This window comes from Gordonia hongkongensis (genome assembly GCF_023078355.1).
GTDB lineage: Bacteria > Actinomycetota > Actinomycetes > Mycobacteriales > Mycobacteriaceae > Gordonia > Gordonia hongkongensis.
Genome location: NZ_CP095552.1, coordinates 4,872,655 through 4,886,888, shown reverse-complemented (window position 1 = coordinate 4,886,888; position 14,234 = coordinate 4,872,655). Strand labels below are relative to the sequence as shown.

General features: G+C 67.2%; 13 protein-coding genes and 1 other annotated feature. Of the genes, 7 read left to right on the top strand and 6 right to left on the bottom strand.

What is annotated here, in order from left to right; translation table 11 throughout:
- Positions 1 to 127: 127 nt before the first annotated feature.
- The 3 genes from MVF96_RS22025 to MVF96_RS22015 are packed head-to-tail and all read right to left on the bottom strand — an operon-like array spanning position 128 to position 3,120.
- Positions 128 to 1,165 (bottom strand): CdaR family protein, encoded by a 1,038-nt coding sequence (locus MVF96_RS22025; protein ID WP_247450496.1) that lies wholly within the window; start codon positions 1,163 to 1,165, stop codon positions 128 to 130.
- A gap of 48 nt (positions 1,166 to 1,213) precedes the next feature.
- Positions 1,214 to 2,398, bottom strand: coding sequence for a methyl acetate hydrolase AcmB (acmB, locus tag MVF96_RS22020; protein ID WP_247450494.1), 1,185 nt, complete (start codon positions 2,396 to 2,398; stop codon positions 1,214 to 1,216).
- A 41-nt stretch (positions 2,399 to 2,439) separates the two neighbouring features.
- Entirely contained in the window at positions 2,440 to 3,120 is a 681-nt protein-coding gene (locus MVF96_RS22015) for an alpha/beta hydrolase (protein WP_247450492.1), read from the bottom strand.
- 549 nt (positions 3,121 to 3,669) lie between these two features.
- On the opposite strand from MVF96_RS22015, the gene MVF96_RS22010 reads away from it, so the two are divergent.
- A protein-coding gene (locus tag MVF96_RS22010; RefSeq protein WP_247450490.1) for an IS3 family transposase occupies positions 3,670 to 4,922 on the top strand; the annotation gives its coding sequence in 2 pieces (ribosomal slippage) (positions 3,670 to 3,964 and positions 3,964 to 4,922; 1,254 coding nt in all).
- Positions 3,954 to 4,085, top strand: a sequence feature (AL1L pseudoknot). Its footprint overlaps the gene before it by 132 nt.
- A 666-nt stretch (positions 4,923 to 5,588) precedes the next feature.
- Positions 5,589 to 6,074, top strand: a complete 486-nt coding sequence (locus tag MVF96_RS22005) for a hypothetical protein (RefSeq protein WP_247450489.1) — start codon at positions 5,589 to 5,591, stop codon at positions 6,072 to 6,074.
- 419 nt (positions 6,075 to 6,493) lie between these two features.
- Here the strand turns inward: MVF96_RS22005 and MVF96_RS22000 are convergent, their stop codons facing one another.
- Both MVF96_RS22000 and MVF96_RS21995 read right to left on the bottom strand, forming a co-directional pair.
- On the bottom strand, positions 6,494 to 7,351 hold the full coding sequence (locus tag MVF96_RS22000; RefSeq protein ID WP_137809601.1) for an alpha/beta fold hydrolase: 858 nt from the start codon (positions 7,349 to 7,351) through the stop codon (positions 6,494 to 6,496).
- A 32-nt stretch (positions 7,352 to 7,383) separates the two neighbouring features.
- Positions 7,384 to 7,665 carry an ArsR/SmtB family transcription factor gene (locus tag MVF96_RS21995; RefSeq protein ID WP_137809691.1) on the bottom strand — a complete coding sequence of 94 codons (282 nt, stop codon included), beginning with the start codon at positions 7,663 to 7,665 and terminating at the stop codon, positions 7,384 to 7,386.
- Positions 7,666 to 7,821: 156 nt separating this feature from the next.
- Between MVF96_RS21995 and MVF96_RS21990 the strand changes: the two genes are divergently transcribed.
- Genes MVF96_RS21990 through MVF96_RS21970 form a run of 5 tightly spaced genes read left to right on the top strand, consistent with a single transcriptional unit; the run spans position 7,822 to position 12,773 of the window.
- On the top strand, positions 7,822 to 9,453 hold the full coding sequence (locus MVF96_RS21990) for an ABC transporter substrate-binding protein (RefSeq protein ID WP_137809602.1): 1,632 nt from the start codon (positions 7,822 to 7,824) through the stop codon (positions 9,451 to 9,453).
- On the top strand, positions 9,435 to 10,535 hold the full coding sequence (locus MVF96_RS21985; protein WP_137809603.1) for an ABC transporter permease: 1,101 nt from the start codon (positions 9,435 to 9,437) through the stop codon (positions 10,533 to 10,535). Before MVF96_RS21990 ends, MVF96_RS21985 begins: the two co-directional genes overlap by 19 nt.
- Entirely contained in the window at positions 10,532 to 11,401 is an 870-nt protein-coding gene (locus MVF96_RS21980) for an ABC transporter permease (RefSeq protein WP_247450487.1), read from the top strand. Before MVF96_RS21985 ends, MVF96_RS21980 begins: the two co-directional genes overlap by 4 nt.
- Positions 11,398 to 12,162 carry an ATP-binding cassette domain-containing protein gene (locus MVF96_RS21975; protein ID WP_247450485.1) on the top strand — a complete coding sequence of 255 codons (765 nt, stop codon included), beginning with the start codon at positions 11,398 to 11,400 and terminating at the stop codon, positions 12,160 to 12,162. The genes MVF96_RS21980 and MVF96_RS21975 overlap by 4 nt, the downstream gene beginning before the upstream one ends.
- Positions 12,159 to 12,773 carry an ABC transporter ATP-binding protein gene (locus MVF96_RS21970; RefSeq protein ID WP_247450484.1) on the top strand — a complete coding sequence of 205 codons (615 nt, stop codon included), beginning with the start codon at positions 12,159 to 12,161 and terminating at the stop codon, positions 12,771 to 12,773. Before MVF96_RS21975 ends, MVF96_RS21970 begins: the two co-directional genes overlap by 4 nt.
- Before the next feature lie 180 nt (positions 12,774 to 12,953).
- Here the strand turns inward: MVF96_RS21970 and MVF96_RS21965 are convergent, their stop codons facing one another.
- Positions 12,954 to 13,910 carry a R2-like ligand-binding oxidase gene (locus tag MVF96_RS21965; RefSeq protein WP_247450482.1) on the bottom strand — a complete coding sequence of 319 codons (957 nt, stop codon included), beginning with the start codon at positions 13,908 to 13,910 and terminating at the stop codon, positions 12,954 to 12,956.
- Between the last annotated feature and the right edge of the window lie 324 nt (positions 13,911 to 14,234).

Here is a 14,234-nt window from a genome sequence, read left to right as displayed (position 1 = left end):
GCGCCAGTTCTGACCGCAGACGATGACACAAGTGTCAGAACGCTACGTTGTCGGCATTTCAAACCAGTGGAACGACAGGGGGATTCGGGCTTGAGTCGACGTAATCAGGAGGGTGGCCGGATTCGTCCTACCCGGGAGCGGGAAGGTCGAAGACTCGCGAGGAGTCGAGTCGCCATGCGAGATATGCCAGGCCGAGCCTGATGCGGCCGTACCCGTCTTGGAAGTCGAAGCCGACCTCGGCGCGGAGAAGCTCGGACCGCGTCTGCGCCGTGCTGTGGTGGACGCCGGCGTGGCGGGCGGCCTGGCGTACTGACGACGTGGCCAGAATGGCCTCGATGGTGGAATCGGCCCACGGGTGGGCCATCACTGTAGCGATGCGGGCCGAGTCGCTGGTGGCGGTCGTGGATGGCCCGGCGTCGGCGAGGAGCTGAATCAGCCCGCCGTAACGGTCCGCGCAGACGAACGGGTCCGACGGCGGGCGGCACAGCCGGACCGCGACGAGTGCGGTGCGGAACGACGCCTCGAGTTCGTCGATGGGGGTGGCAATGCCGACCCCCGACGGTCGCACGTCGAGCTCGGTGGTCGTGGCAGGCACGACCGTGGCGTGTACCGGACCAAACGCGGTGCTGATGACGTCCGAGGGACCCGCCGGATGTGATTCCCACACAGCGAATAGCGGAGCGGCTACGACCCTGTGGGTCCGGGTCGCGTCGAGGCCCAGCCGTCCGGCTGCCTCGGCTCGCTCCGACGCGGACGTCGCCGAGTCAAGCACGACACGCAGATCGCGGCGCGGCTCGATGTCCCGGCGCTCAATCCCTGCCCGTACGCCCACCGCTAGCGCTAATCGCTCGAGAATGATCGCGTCGTTGGCGTGTGGCGACCCGCTGCGCTCCAACCAGACGTGGACGCCCCCCGGAAGCTGGCTGACCGTGACGTCGTCGGGGCGGGCGCCTGTGAGCACGTCGCCGGAAGGGCCGAGCCGTAGCTCGGATCTTCCGGCGCCGGTTTTGGCCCCCGCCGGACACCCCGCCAGCGACGCTGCGGTAGCCAGCAGACCACGGGTGTTGACGTCGCCGAGGATGAGTTCGTCGAAGCAGGCGATCACTCGAATCCCCAGACTGGCGTCGGGGTCGAGCGCCGCGATTCTGCCGAGCAGCTCCTGCATCACGAACTCCTCAGCGACGGGACGGCGACGGACGGGCGAGACCCATTGTCAGCCGCGCAACGCCCGGTAGGTCGCGGTTTCCAGGTCTAGGTAACCGGCTACGGAGTCCGCGTCGGCGAACGGGAAGATCTGCGTGGCCCAGTATCCGCCGATCGAGTTGCGTCGGTCGATCCAGTAGTAGAGATTTGCCAGCCCCGCCCAGGCGATGCTGCCAGCGGGACGTCCCGTCGGCGCCTCCTCGTCGTTCACCATGAAGGTGTAAGCCCAGGACTTGGACTGGCCGGGGAAGAACTCTGCGTCGTTGCTCAGAGTGGGGATCACCCCGGGGAGCATCTTGACTTTGAGATCGCCGAGGTGGTTCTGCGCGGCGAACTCGACGGTGTCGGGCCGCAGGATCTGCTCGCCCGACGTCGCCGAGCCGTCGTTGAGCCACATCCGAATGAAGGACAGATAGTCCCCGACCGTCGAGTACAGGCCGTGACCACCCATGTGGACCTCGGGGTCGGGCAGACGGAAGTCGGTTGGTTCGAGCGTCCCGTCGGCGCCGCGCTGGTGCATGGTCGCCACCCGCGATTCCATGTCGCCATCAAGGGTGAACGATGTGTTGGTCATGCCCAGCGGAGTGAGGATGCGGTCGCGGAACACCTCACCGAGCCGGCGGCCGGTAATCCCCTCGATCACCTGTCCGGCCCAGTCGATGTTGCTGCCGTACTCCCACTGCTCGCCCGGATCGAACAGCAACGGTGTCTGCAGAGCGCGGCGACTCGAAGTGACGATGCTGGGCTGCCCATGGTTTTCCGCCAGACGGTTGTACTGCTCGTTGAAGAAGTCGTATCCGAACCCCGCAGTGTGGAGCAGCAGTTGCTTGGTGGTGATGTCGGACTTGGGCGCCCGCAGGACCGGATCACCGTTGTCGTCAAAGCCCTCAAGGACTTGCACCTCGCCCAGCGCCGGAGCGTATTCCTTTGCCGGCGCGTCGAAGTCAAGGTCCCCGCTCTCGCGCAGCTGCAGTGCCGCGACACCCGTCAGGGCCTTCGTAGTGGAGAAGATCGCGAACACCGAGTCGGTGGTCATCGGCGTCTTGGTGCCCAGGTCGCGGTATCCGGAGGCCCCGAGGTATACCGTCTCCTCCGCCGTCGTGACGCCGGCGACGACGCCGGGGACCCGAGACGCCGCGTCCTGAACGACGCTGTCGACCGCCTCGGCGATCGAGCTGCTATTCGTCGTTGTCATCGTGAACTCCTTTGTTCTGTGTAACTTTCACTGCGAGAAACTCAGTCGGACAACCGATTCGCCACCCAGTCGAAACGGGCACGCATCATGCCCTGGGCGAGCGCGGTATGCGGGGCGAAAATGTCGAAGGCATGAAACCCACCGGTCCATACGTGCAGCTCGGCGTCACCACCGGCCCGCCAGATCGCGGTCGCATAGTCGATCGCCTCGTCGCGAAAGATCTCCGCCGACCCCACGTCGATGAACGCCGGTGGGAGGCCGGTCAGGTCGGTAGCGCGAGCAGGGGCGATATAGGGCGAGACATCGTCGCTGCCGTATCTGTCACCCAGCACCGCCGCCCACCCGGTCTCGTTGCTGATGCGGTCCCACACCCCGACGCCGTCGAACTGCCCGGTAGACGGGGTTCGCCCCCGGTCGTCGAGCATCGGATAGACGAGCAACTGTCCGCACAGCGCGGGACCCGACCGGTCGCGGGCGGCCAGTGCGGCGCCAGCGGCCAGACCGCCCCCGGCACTAGCGCCGGCGACCATCACTCGACGGGGGTCGATGCTCAGATCACCGGCGTTGGCGACCGACCACACGAGGGTGGCGTATAGATCCTCGCGGGCATACGGGTCTTGGAATTCCGGTGCCAACCGGTACTCGGGGCACACGAGAACGGCGCCGAGTTGCTCGACCCAATCGAGGTTCATCGCCAGCGCGTTGAAGCGATCGCCGAACATCAACCCACCCGAGTGGGCATACACGATGGCCGGCCGCGATCCGGGATGGTCAGGGGATCGGAAGACCGAGGTTACGATCTCGTCGCCGCCGTGACCCCGAACGGTGTACTCCTCGTGGAGGACGTGGCGGCCCTCAAGGGTCTCCGCCACCGGCGGGGACGCATAAGACCGTCGCATGAATGGGATCAAGTCGGGGGTAATGGTCGGCGGAAAGACCCCACCGACAACCGCAAGGCCGGCCTTCAGTTCGGGGTCGAAGCGCGGACGCCGTACGCCCGCACCCCTGCCGCCCTCTTCCTGAAGTGTCACGGATCACACTCTAGTGAGCCCCGCGAACCCCGTACACCGCCATCACGGCGCAGTTCTGTCCACCCGCACCGCCATCTGGCTGGTTCGCCGTGTGGCGCGTGTCAGCACGCACGCTCGAAGCGAGAGCGACAAGAATGTCTGCTCCGCGCAGATGCTGACGGGCCGATCGGGCAGCGTCTCAGTCGATCTGAACCGTCCTGGGTCTGGTGGAGACCGTGATCTCACCAGGAGAATGCCGGTATGGGTGCACTGAGGAAGTTTGATCCAGAGACGCGTGAGCGGGCTGTGAGGATGTATCACGACCACCTCGCCGAGCATGGCGGCGGAAAGCTCGCCGCCCGGAAACACGTGGGCGCATTGCTCGATATCAACCAGGCGACGTTGCGGAACTGGATCGAGAAGGACCGGCCGATCGTGACTGCGCGGGGAACGATGACGGTGGGCGAGCAGGACGCCGAGTTGGCGGCGCTTCGCAAGGAGAACGCTGAATTGCGAAGGGCCAATGAGATTTTGAAGACAGCGTCGGCGTTTTTCGCCGCGGCGGAGGTCGACCGCCGACTGCGGTGATCGTTGATTACATCGACGCTCACAAGGGTCGGTTCGGGGTCGCCCCGATCTGCCGAGTGCTCACTGAGCACGGCGTGCAGATCGCCCCGTCCACCTACTACGCCCGCACGCAAGCGGGTCCGGTCTCGGTGACACGATTGGCCGAGGCGTACGACGCTAACGCGGTCTACCAGGCGTTTCATCGCAATCGTGGCGTGTACGGCGTCCGCAAAATCTGGCACACGATGCGCCGCGAGGGCCGTGAGATGGGCCGTGATCAGGTGGGCCGACTGATGGGGATCTGCGGGATCGCCGGAGTCACCCGCGGAAAACATCGCACGATCACGACCCAGCGCGATGATCGCGCGCCGCGGCATCCTGATCTGGTGGAGCGCAAGTGGTCATTGCCGGCCAGGCCAGATCAGTGGTGGGTGGCTGATTTCACCTACTGCTGGACCCTGGCAGGGTTCGTTTACACCGCGTTTCTCGTCGATGTGTACTCGCGTCGAATCCTCGGGTGGCGGGTGATGACGAGCAAGTCGACACCGTTGGTGACCAGCGTTCTCGAACAGGCCTTGTTCACCCGACGTAGAACCGACTTCTCGTTCACTGCAACAGGTTTGATTCATCACAGCGATGCCGGAAGTCAGTACACAGCGCTGGCGTTCACCGAAGCATTACGCGACTCCGGCTTGGCCGGATCGATCGGGTCGGTCGGCGATGCACTCGACAATGCGTTGATGGAATCAGCCATCGGGTTGTACAAGACCGAACTGATCGAGCGCCAGCGATCGTGGACCGGGCGCGCAGAAGTCGAGCGCGAGACCGCCGCCTGGGTGCACTGGTACAACACCGAGCGGCTGCACTCATCGATCGGCTACTGCCCGCCCATTGAGTACGAGAGGCGCTACCGTGAGACAGCCACCTCCGAGATGGCGGTGGCCTAAACGAGGTCTCCATCCGATCCAGGACGGTTCAATCAGGGGTGCGGCTCCATGGTGACCATTGGGGAAGACACCCCGGCACTTGTATTCGTTTGGGGGGCAGGTGTTCACCTACGTAACTGACATAAGCATGCTCCCCGCGGCGGCGCCCGCAGGTGACAAGCCGACGACAGGGTGGCATCCGCCACCGACACTTACGTATCAACCCAGGCCGCACCATAAATCGACACCCAAATACGCCAACCGGTGCAGCAGGATGTGTTGTGGACACCCGTCCTCCACGCAACACCGAAGATCACAATAGTCTTTTCGCCCCTCCGGCAGCACATCTGTCGGCAGGTTGCACTACACCTGAGAGCAGCTTTACCCCAATGGGTTTGCGGAGTAGGTCGGTCACGGCAGGGTGGCTGAGCGCCACCGACCGACTCAGTCTCTACCGCTCCGACGATCAACCCCGAATCATCAGAAATGGAGTAGAAGATAATGGTCGACACAGTGTTTGCTGATATTTTCGAATGGCAGCCACCTATCGATGACAGCTATCCCTATAAATGGTTATCGATCCGATCGAATGACGGCACCTATCGTGACCGCAATTTCGCCCGTAATTGGGATACGGCGCGGTCGTGGCTCGACTCAGGCCGGTTGCGGGGGCTCATCGTCTACTGCGTGTACCGGCGCAACTGGCGAGACGTGCTGGCCACCCACCGACAGATGCAAGGCGAGAACCGCCCCGACGTCGTGTCCATGGTCGACGTCGAATCGTGGGGCGGACAGATCACCGGCGACAACAGCGACCCGATCAACCGGCTTGTCTGGGGCCTCAGCGACTGGCGCGGCCCCCAAGTCCACGGCAAGCCGCGGCGCGTGATCGGCTACCTCAACCCCCATGACGCCCATATCTGGCCCACCCGCCCCCCGATCGGGTTCGTCGTCCCCTCCTACGGCTCACGGCCGAGGTTCACCGCCGACACCCGCGACCTGGCCGCACAGATGATCGCCCACCAGTACACCGACGGCCAGGGCTACGGAAACGGCCTCCCCGAGGGCTACGGCACGGTCCGCTGCGACATGAACACCGCCAACGGCTACGACCCCGAACAGCTACGCGCCGCCACCGGAATCGAACACGCGGCACGATCACCCGCCCGGTAGACCCGGGCCGCACCCGGCCCACCTCGACCCTCCCCGTTTGTCACCCCCACCCCCTACGCATCGCACGCACGCGGATGACGGCATCGAGCAACTCGACACCGACGGCCGCGGCGACTTCGGCCGCCGCGACGTGGATCGCAATGTAGCCCAAGGTGAGGTCTATTGCGGCGCAACGGGAATGAGTCGGTCGCGCAGGTCGACGGTCACGGTCGACTCGGGGTTGGGAACCCGGTGACGGCCGGTTTCCGGGCACTGGACCTCGGTACCCCGGTAGGTCAGCACCGTGTGACCCGGTGGGATGGTTCGACGGCGTGGGGCAAAGCCGTTCCCGCGGAACCGCTTCCTTCCGGCTCATCGAGTTCTACCAGCCGGAAGGAAAAGTATGGGGTGGAAGGAAAAGGTGCAGCGGGACCGGGCGGTCAGCGGGTCAGGAACGAGGTGACCGTCGCCTCGAAGGCCTCCTTGGCCTCGATCATCACCCAATGGCCGCACTTCGGGAAGATGTGGAGTTCGGCGTCGGGGATGAGGCGCATGGGGGCCATCGCCATGTCGGGCGGGCTGACGCGGTCGTCGCGGCCCCAGGTGAGGAGCGTCGGGCAGGCGACCTTGTGCATCGACGCCCAGTACGGCGGGGTGTCGGAGGCAGCCATGAACTGCTGCTGCATCTCGAAAGCCGCAGAGCCGTACATCATCTGGGCGGTCTTGCGGGCGTCGGGGTTGATGGCGGCTTCCCAGCGTTCCTCGATGAGTTCCTCGGTGACCAGGGAACGGTCGAAGACCATCGAGTTCAGCCAGCGGACGAGCTTGTCCTTGTCCGGGGCGTCGGTGAACTCCTGCAGGAGTCGCAGGCCCTCGCTGGGGCTGGGGCTGAACACATTCGGGCCCACGCCGCCGATGGTGACGAGCTTCTCGACGCGGTCGGGCTTCTTGATCGCCAGGTTGACGCCGACGACGCCGCCCATCGAGTTGCCGATCATCGGTGCCTTGTCGATGCCGAGCGCATCCATGAACCGGATGACCGAGCCACCGGCGGTGAGGACCGGGTGCCCTTCGACAGCGTCGCTGACGCCGAAGCCGGGGAACTCGATCACGTAGCAGTGATGGGTCTGCGCGAAGTGGCCGAGGTTGCCGCGGTAGTTGCGCCAGCCGGTGACCCCGGGGCCGGAGCCGTGCAGCAGGATCAGCGGCGGCGCATCGGCGTCACCCGCCTCGTGGTAGCGCAGGGTGCCCTGGTCGGTCGTCAGTTCCCGTTTGGTCGCATCGAAGGAGACATCCACGCCAACAGATTAGAACGTGTTCTAATCTGTTGTCACGGGCGTGCGTGATCGGGCCCATGGCCTGGGGCGATGTGACCGACCCCGATGATGTCGTGCAGGATGCGGTGCACGATCGCGTCGCCGACGACCTCGTAGTGGACCATCCGGCCGACCTTCTCCGAACGGACCCACCCCTGGTCGCGCAGCTTGCGGATCGACTGGGAGGCGGCGTTCTCGGTGATGCCGATACGGGTGGCCAGTTCGGCGACCGTGGAACCCGGCCGCGCATGCATCTCCGCGACGAGTCGGAGGCGGTTGGGGTCGCTCAGGAGCATGAAACGTGCGGCCCAGGAGTCCGCGTCGAACGAGTCCGCGTGAAATGAGTGTGGGTCGAAGTCGGTCACCGGCCCCTCCTCGTCACTTCGTCGATGGACACCAGCTCATCGTTCCTCACGGCCCCGGTGGCGGCAAATGTATGTCTGAGAGAACATATGTCTGTGCACACACGTGTTGAGGGAGCGTCGTCGGCTGTTCGCGGAGTCGTCACGGTCGGAGCCGCCGTTCTTCTCGCGATGGTCGCCCTCGCGGGTTGCTCGGTGTCGGATCAGGCAACGGCGACCGACCTGATCGTCCTCGGCGAGGGACAGGACCCCGGTGACTTCAACCCGATGCTCGGTTATGCACAGCTCGGCGTCTCGCCCATCTACGACGGCCTCCTCATCCCGGCCGCCGACGGCGACGACCGCGTTCCGGACCTCGTCCCGGCGCTCGCTGCGTCCCGCCCCGAGCGTGTCGCGCCGCGGACGTGGCGGGTGCCGCTCAAGAGTGGCGTCACGTTCTCCGACGGCACCGCCTTCGACGCCGCCGACGTCGTCGCGACCTACCGGGCCGTCGTCGATCCACGGGTCGCGTCGCAGATCTCGACCGACTTCGCGCCGATCGTCTCGGTCGAGGCCGACGGGCCCGGGGCGGTGACCGTTCGGATGAACACCGACGCGGACCCGTCGCCGTACCTGCTCGTGGGTGTCGTGCCCGCCGAGCGGGTGGAGGATGCGCCGGCGGCGGAGTGGGCCCTGAACACCGAGCCCGTGGGCACCGGGGCGTACCGGCTCGATTCGCTCGAGCCGGACCAGGCCGTTCTCGTTGCGCGCGAGAACTATTGGGGAAACCAGCCGGCGGTACAACGCATCGTCTACACCCACGTTCCCGACGACAACACCCGCGCGCAACGGATCGCGGCCGGTGAGATCGACGGCGCGAACCTGCCACCTAGGCTCGCCGAGAGCCTGGACGGACGTGACGGCATCGACGTGGTGTCGGTGAAATCCGCTGACTGGCGCGGCATCTCACTGCCGAGCACGAACCCGTTCACCGCCGACCCGGCCGCTCGCCTCGCGATGAACCTCGGCGTCGACCGGCAGGCCGTCGTCGACGACGTGCTGACCGGCGACGGTGAACCCGCCAGCACGCCGATCGCCTCGGTATACGGGGCTGACGTCTACGACGAGCAGGCGCAGTTCGGCTTCGACGCCGATCGTGCACGGGCGACACTCGACGCCGCCGGGTGGCGGACGGCTCCCGACGGTATCCGGGCCCGCGGGGCCGACCGGGCGTCGTTCGCCCTCCTCTACAACGCCGAGGACACTCTTCGCCGTGATCTGGCGGTGGCGTTCGCGGCGTCGATGAAACGGATCGGTGTGGAGGTCCTCACCCGCGGCACCAGCTGGGACGAGATCGATTCCGAATTGACCTCGGCAGCGGTGCTTCTGGGTGGCGGCGCGACGCCGTACAGCATCGACTCGCAGGTCTACGACACCCTGCACACGCGCGTCGCGAACTCGTCGCCGTACTCCAACCCGGGCGACCTCACCGCCCCCGGGCTCGACGCCCTTCTCGACGAGGCACGTGCGAGCGCGCCCGGGCCGGCGAATGACCAGCGGTATCAGCGCATCCAGCAGATCTACGCGGCTGCGCCGTCGTACGTCTTCCTGGCGTTCCTGCACCACACCTACGCCTCTCGGGGCGAGGGTTGGCGGCACGACGACCCGATCCTCGAACCGCATTCGCACGGCGTCACCTGGGGCCCGTGGTGGAACGTGCCGTCGTGGCAACCGATCTCATGACCTCCCTCGCCTCGTCGGTGCGGTCGATCCGGCCGGCCGGCACCGACGCCGACGATCGGACCGACAGGCGGCACCCGCGGCGCCGGCGCACGAGGCGGCCGGACTCGCGCACTCGGCGAGCCGGACGACTCCTGCTCCGGCGCGTCCTCCTGATGATCCCGACGACGATCCTGGTGTCCCTCGGGATCTTCGCCGTCGCCGCCGCGTCGCCGTTCGATCCGCTCACCGCTCATCTCGGTGACAACTACCAGTCGGCCACCCCCGCCCAGCGGGCGGCGACCGCGGCCGCCTATGACGTGGACCAGTACTGGCTGAGCGCCTGGTGGAACTGGTGGGGTGCGCTGCTCCACGGTGATCTGGGTTGGTCCTCGACCCAGGGCCGCGCGGTCGACGAAGTGATCTCGCAACGTCTTCCGTTCACCCTCGGCATGTCGACGGCTGCATTGATCTCCGCTGCGTTGCTCGCCGTCGTCGGAGGGGCCGTCATCGGTATGCGGCGGGGCGGGCTGGTCGACCGGGCGTGTACGGCGGTGGCGGCCATGCTGGCCGCGACCCCGCCCTTCGTGGTGTCACTGGTGCTGGTCAGCATCTTCGCGGTGACGCTGGGGTGGTTTCCGACCTCCGGTGCTCGACGCCCCGGCGACGACTACTCCCTCGACGGTCTGCTCACCCACGCCGTGTTGCCGTACCTGGCCCTGACCGTGTCGATGATCCCGTGGTTGCTGCTGACCATGCGCGCGGCCGTCGTCGACGCCACCGCCTCCGATGCGGTCCGGGCCGCCCGGACCCGCGGTGTCGACGGGTGGGCGCTCCTGCGCGGGCACGTGGTGCCGGTGTCGGTACTGCCCACCCTCGCGCTCCTCGGCACCCGCCTGCCCGAGATCATCGCCGGCGCCGCCATCGTCGAGACCGTCTTCGGCTGGCCCGGCCTCGCCGCGGCGCTCGTGGATTCGGCTGTGGCACTGGACTTCTCGTTGCTGGCCGCGCTCGCGGTCGGATCGGCCGTACTCGTGCTGCTCGGGTCGGCCCTGTCCGATGCGGCGGCCGTGTGGATCGATCCGCGGATCGGACTGACCGCATGACGACCATCGGTGACACGACGGGCGTCGGGGTCGTGAGCCGTCGGGCCGCGATCGGTCACCGCGCCGCCCTCGTCACACCGTGGGTCGTGCTGACGGTCATGGTCGTCATGGCGGTCGGGTGGCCCGTTCTCGCAGGCGAACAGACCGCCGACTTCGCTCGCTCACTGCTGCCCCCGGGTACCGAGGCGGTGCTCGGGACCGATCACTCGGGGTACGACCTCGGTGTCCGAACCGCCGAGGGGCTGCGGATCTCGCTGCTCATCGCCGCCGCGTGCGCGGTCTTGGCGACGGCCATCGGCGTCATCGTCGGACTCGGTGCGGTGACGATCGGCGGATGGTTCGACGCGGTGGTCATGCGCGTCGTCGACGGCGTCAACGCGTTGCCCCACCTGGTCGTCGGAGTCGTCATCGCCGCGATGTGGCGCGGTGAACCGGTCGCGATCATCGCGTCGATCGCGCTGACCCACTGGCCGTCCGTCGCGCGGGTGGTGCGCGCCGAACTACTCGAGGCGACGTCGTCGGGGTGGGTCGAATCCGCCCGGTTGGCCGGTGCGTCCCGTACCTTCGTCGCCGTCCGTCACCTGCTGCCGGCGGTGAGCGGACAGGTGCTGGTGGCGATGACCGTGCTGCTGCCGCACGCGGTCTGGCACGAGACGACGCTGTCGTTCCTGGGCGTCGGGCTCTCCCCGGATGCCGCGAGTCTCGGCACGCTGCTCGGGCAGGCGCGCGGGGACATCCTCACCGGTGCGTGGTGGACGCTCGTGGTGCCGGGGGTCGCCCTGATGGTCACCGCTCTCGCCTGTGCGGCCGCGGCGTCGTCACTGCGCCGCGCCACGCTGCCGCCCGTCGGGGAGGTGTGGCGATGAGGGCCGGGCTCGACCGGGTGACAGTGGACATCGTGGCGCGGAATCGGTGGAACCGGTCGACCGTCCGCGTGCTCGACGACGTGACGCTGCCGCTGCCCGTCGGGTCGATGACCGCGCTGGTGGGTGAGTCCGGCTGCGGCAAGTCGATGGTCGCGGCGGCGCTGTCCGGTCTGCTTCCGCCGGGGTCCGCGCCGACCGGACGGCTGCGGGTCGGCGACGAGGTCTTCACCGATCGCGAACTCACCGGCGCCGACCGCCGGTGGCGTGGACTCCGCGGGCACCGCATCGGCTCGGTTCCCCAGTCGGCGTCCACCTCGTTCACTCCCGTGCGCAGTGTGGGTGCCCAGCTCGACGAGGTGATCGGCATCCTCGGCGGGCCAGACGATGCCGTCGAGCTGTGCCGGCGCGTGCACCTCGACCCCGCCGCACTCCGGTTGTATCCGCACGAGCTGTCCGGCGGGATGGCGCAGCGCGCCGCGATCGCCGCAGCCCTGGCCGGTGATCCGGACACGATCGTCGCCGACGAGCCGACCTCGGCGCTCGACGCCGAACTCGCAGCCGACATCTGGGAGCTCCTCGCCGAAGCCGCGAGTGCCGGCGCGGCGGTGCTCGTGATCACCCACGACGTCGAGACGATGCGGCGCGGGTGCGATTCGGTGGCGGTCATGCGCGCGGGACGGATCGTCGATCATCGTCGGCTCGATGAGATCGTTGCCTCCGACGACGCCTATGTCGCCGGGTTCTTCGAAAGAGTGCCGTGACCACGGGGGACCTTCTCGTCGGCACGGGCCTGTCGGCCCGCTTCGGCGACACCCTCGTGTTCGAGGGCCTCGACGTCGGTGTCGGTGCCGGAACGGTCACCGGAGTGGTCGGGCGGTCGGGGAGCGGCAAGACGACGCTGCTGCGCGTCCTCGCGGGGTTCGCCGCGCCGGCTGCCGGAAGAGTCGCGTGGCCGGGCGGGCGTCGCCCCGGCGACATCGCCCTCCTGGCCCAGCATCCGCGCCTCGTCGCCAACCCACGGTGGACGCTGCGCCGGATCGTCGCCGAACCCGCGACGATCGCGAGACGAGACTGTGACGTCGAACGAGCCGCGGATCGCGTCGGCCTCGACCCAACCCTGTTGGACCGCTACCCGTCCCAGGTGAGCGACGGTCAACTCCAGCGAGCGTGCCTCGGCCGGCTCGTGGTGCAGCAACCGCGGGTCGTCCTGTGCGACGAACCGACCGCGATGCTGGACCCGGTCGCGTCGCGGGCTGTGGCGTCGCTGCTCGACGACCTCGTCGCCGACGGGGCGGGGCTGTTGCTGGTGAGCCACGACCGGCGGCTGGTGGAGTCGCGCAGCCGGGATGTCGTCGACCTCGATCGGCGCTGACGGTTCCGGGCGGACGGGTCGCCAAGTGGCTTCGACTCGGCGCCTCGCTCCGCTCGGTGCCGGCTCAACCAGCAGTGGGGAACCCTGCTGGTCGAGCAGCGTCGACCGAGCGTAACGAGGACGCCGCGTGTCGAGGCCACCCTTCGTGACGGCCCTCCTCGGGGACCGAAGGGTGCCCCATCACATCTGCAAGCGGATGGCGTCGTCCTCGCCGAACTGGTCTTCGAGCACCTCGGGGGAGTAGTCGAGGTCGATCTCGGCGACCGGGCGGCCCCGGGCGGACTCGATGGCCGAGAGCCGGCGCTGGGCGCGGTCGGCGGCGTAGGCGAGGAACTCGTCGTTGTCGAGGCCGAAGGGTTGGACCTCGAACTGCTGATTGACCCACTCGATCATGCCCAGCGCGAGCGGCAACAGCTCGTTCATGCGTTCGCCGACGGCGTCCCACAACGAGTCGTCGGCCGCCACATGACGGCGACATGTGAAGGTCCCCCACGCCATGTGCCGGCGCTCGTCGTCGCCGATGAACCGGATCAGCTTCTGCATCCCGGGGAAGATCCCGTGCTGGGTACACACCTTCTGCCACGCGTGGTAGCCGGTGAGCGCCAGGCTGCCTTCGATCACATGGTTGTAGGTGACGCTGGCGCGGATCTGGTTCCGGGGCGATGGGTCGTGGTCGAGGATGTGCAGGGAAGCCGGCAGCTCCTCGTAGAACAGCTGGTGATAGTAGGGGTTCGCACTCACGAAACTCTGGAGGTCGCCGGTGAGGCCGACCGCGTCCATCCACCGCCGGAACACCTGGGTGTGCTTGGCCTCTTCGAAACAGAACTGCGACAGATACATCTCGTCGCCGAACCGGCCCTCGGTCGCCATCGCCTTCATGAAGGGCTGGATGTCCTGTGTCACCGCCTCCTCGCCGGCGATGAACTGACTCACCAGGTAGGTCGCGCTCCGGCGCTGCTCGTCGGTGAGTTCGACCCAGTCCTGTGCGTCCTGCGCGAAGTCGATGGCGACCGGATCCCAGAACCGCGCGTTGCCTTTCACAAAGAGCCGCAACGGAAACGAGTCCCAGTTGAGACCGCCCTGTCGCAACGACGAGAAGTCCTGCCGGCCCTCCGCTTTGTGTTCGATGAGAGTCATGAGATCACCAGCCAGACACTTCGGAATCGGGATACCCCGACGCTAACCCCTTCCTCTATCCGTGGGTACTGGATCGGCCAACTCTGTTGCCGTGGACAAAGATTCCACCGAGACGCCGATCGGACGGTGTTCTCGACCCCGACATCGCGCGTGCCCGGGCCGCGCACCGGCACCCGGGTCGGTTGCGCCCCGGAAACGGCGGCTGGAACGTCACCCCCAATCCTGTGCCATGGATCATGCGAAACGCCTGCGAGAGTGTCGGCGGTGGACCACCATGTGAGCTACGTCGCACAAGCAGACGGCGATATCTGACGCCCCGAGTCG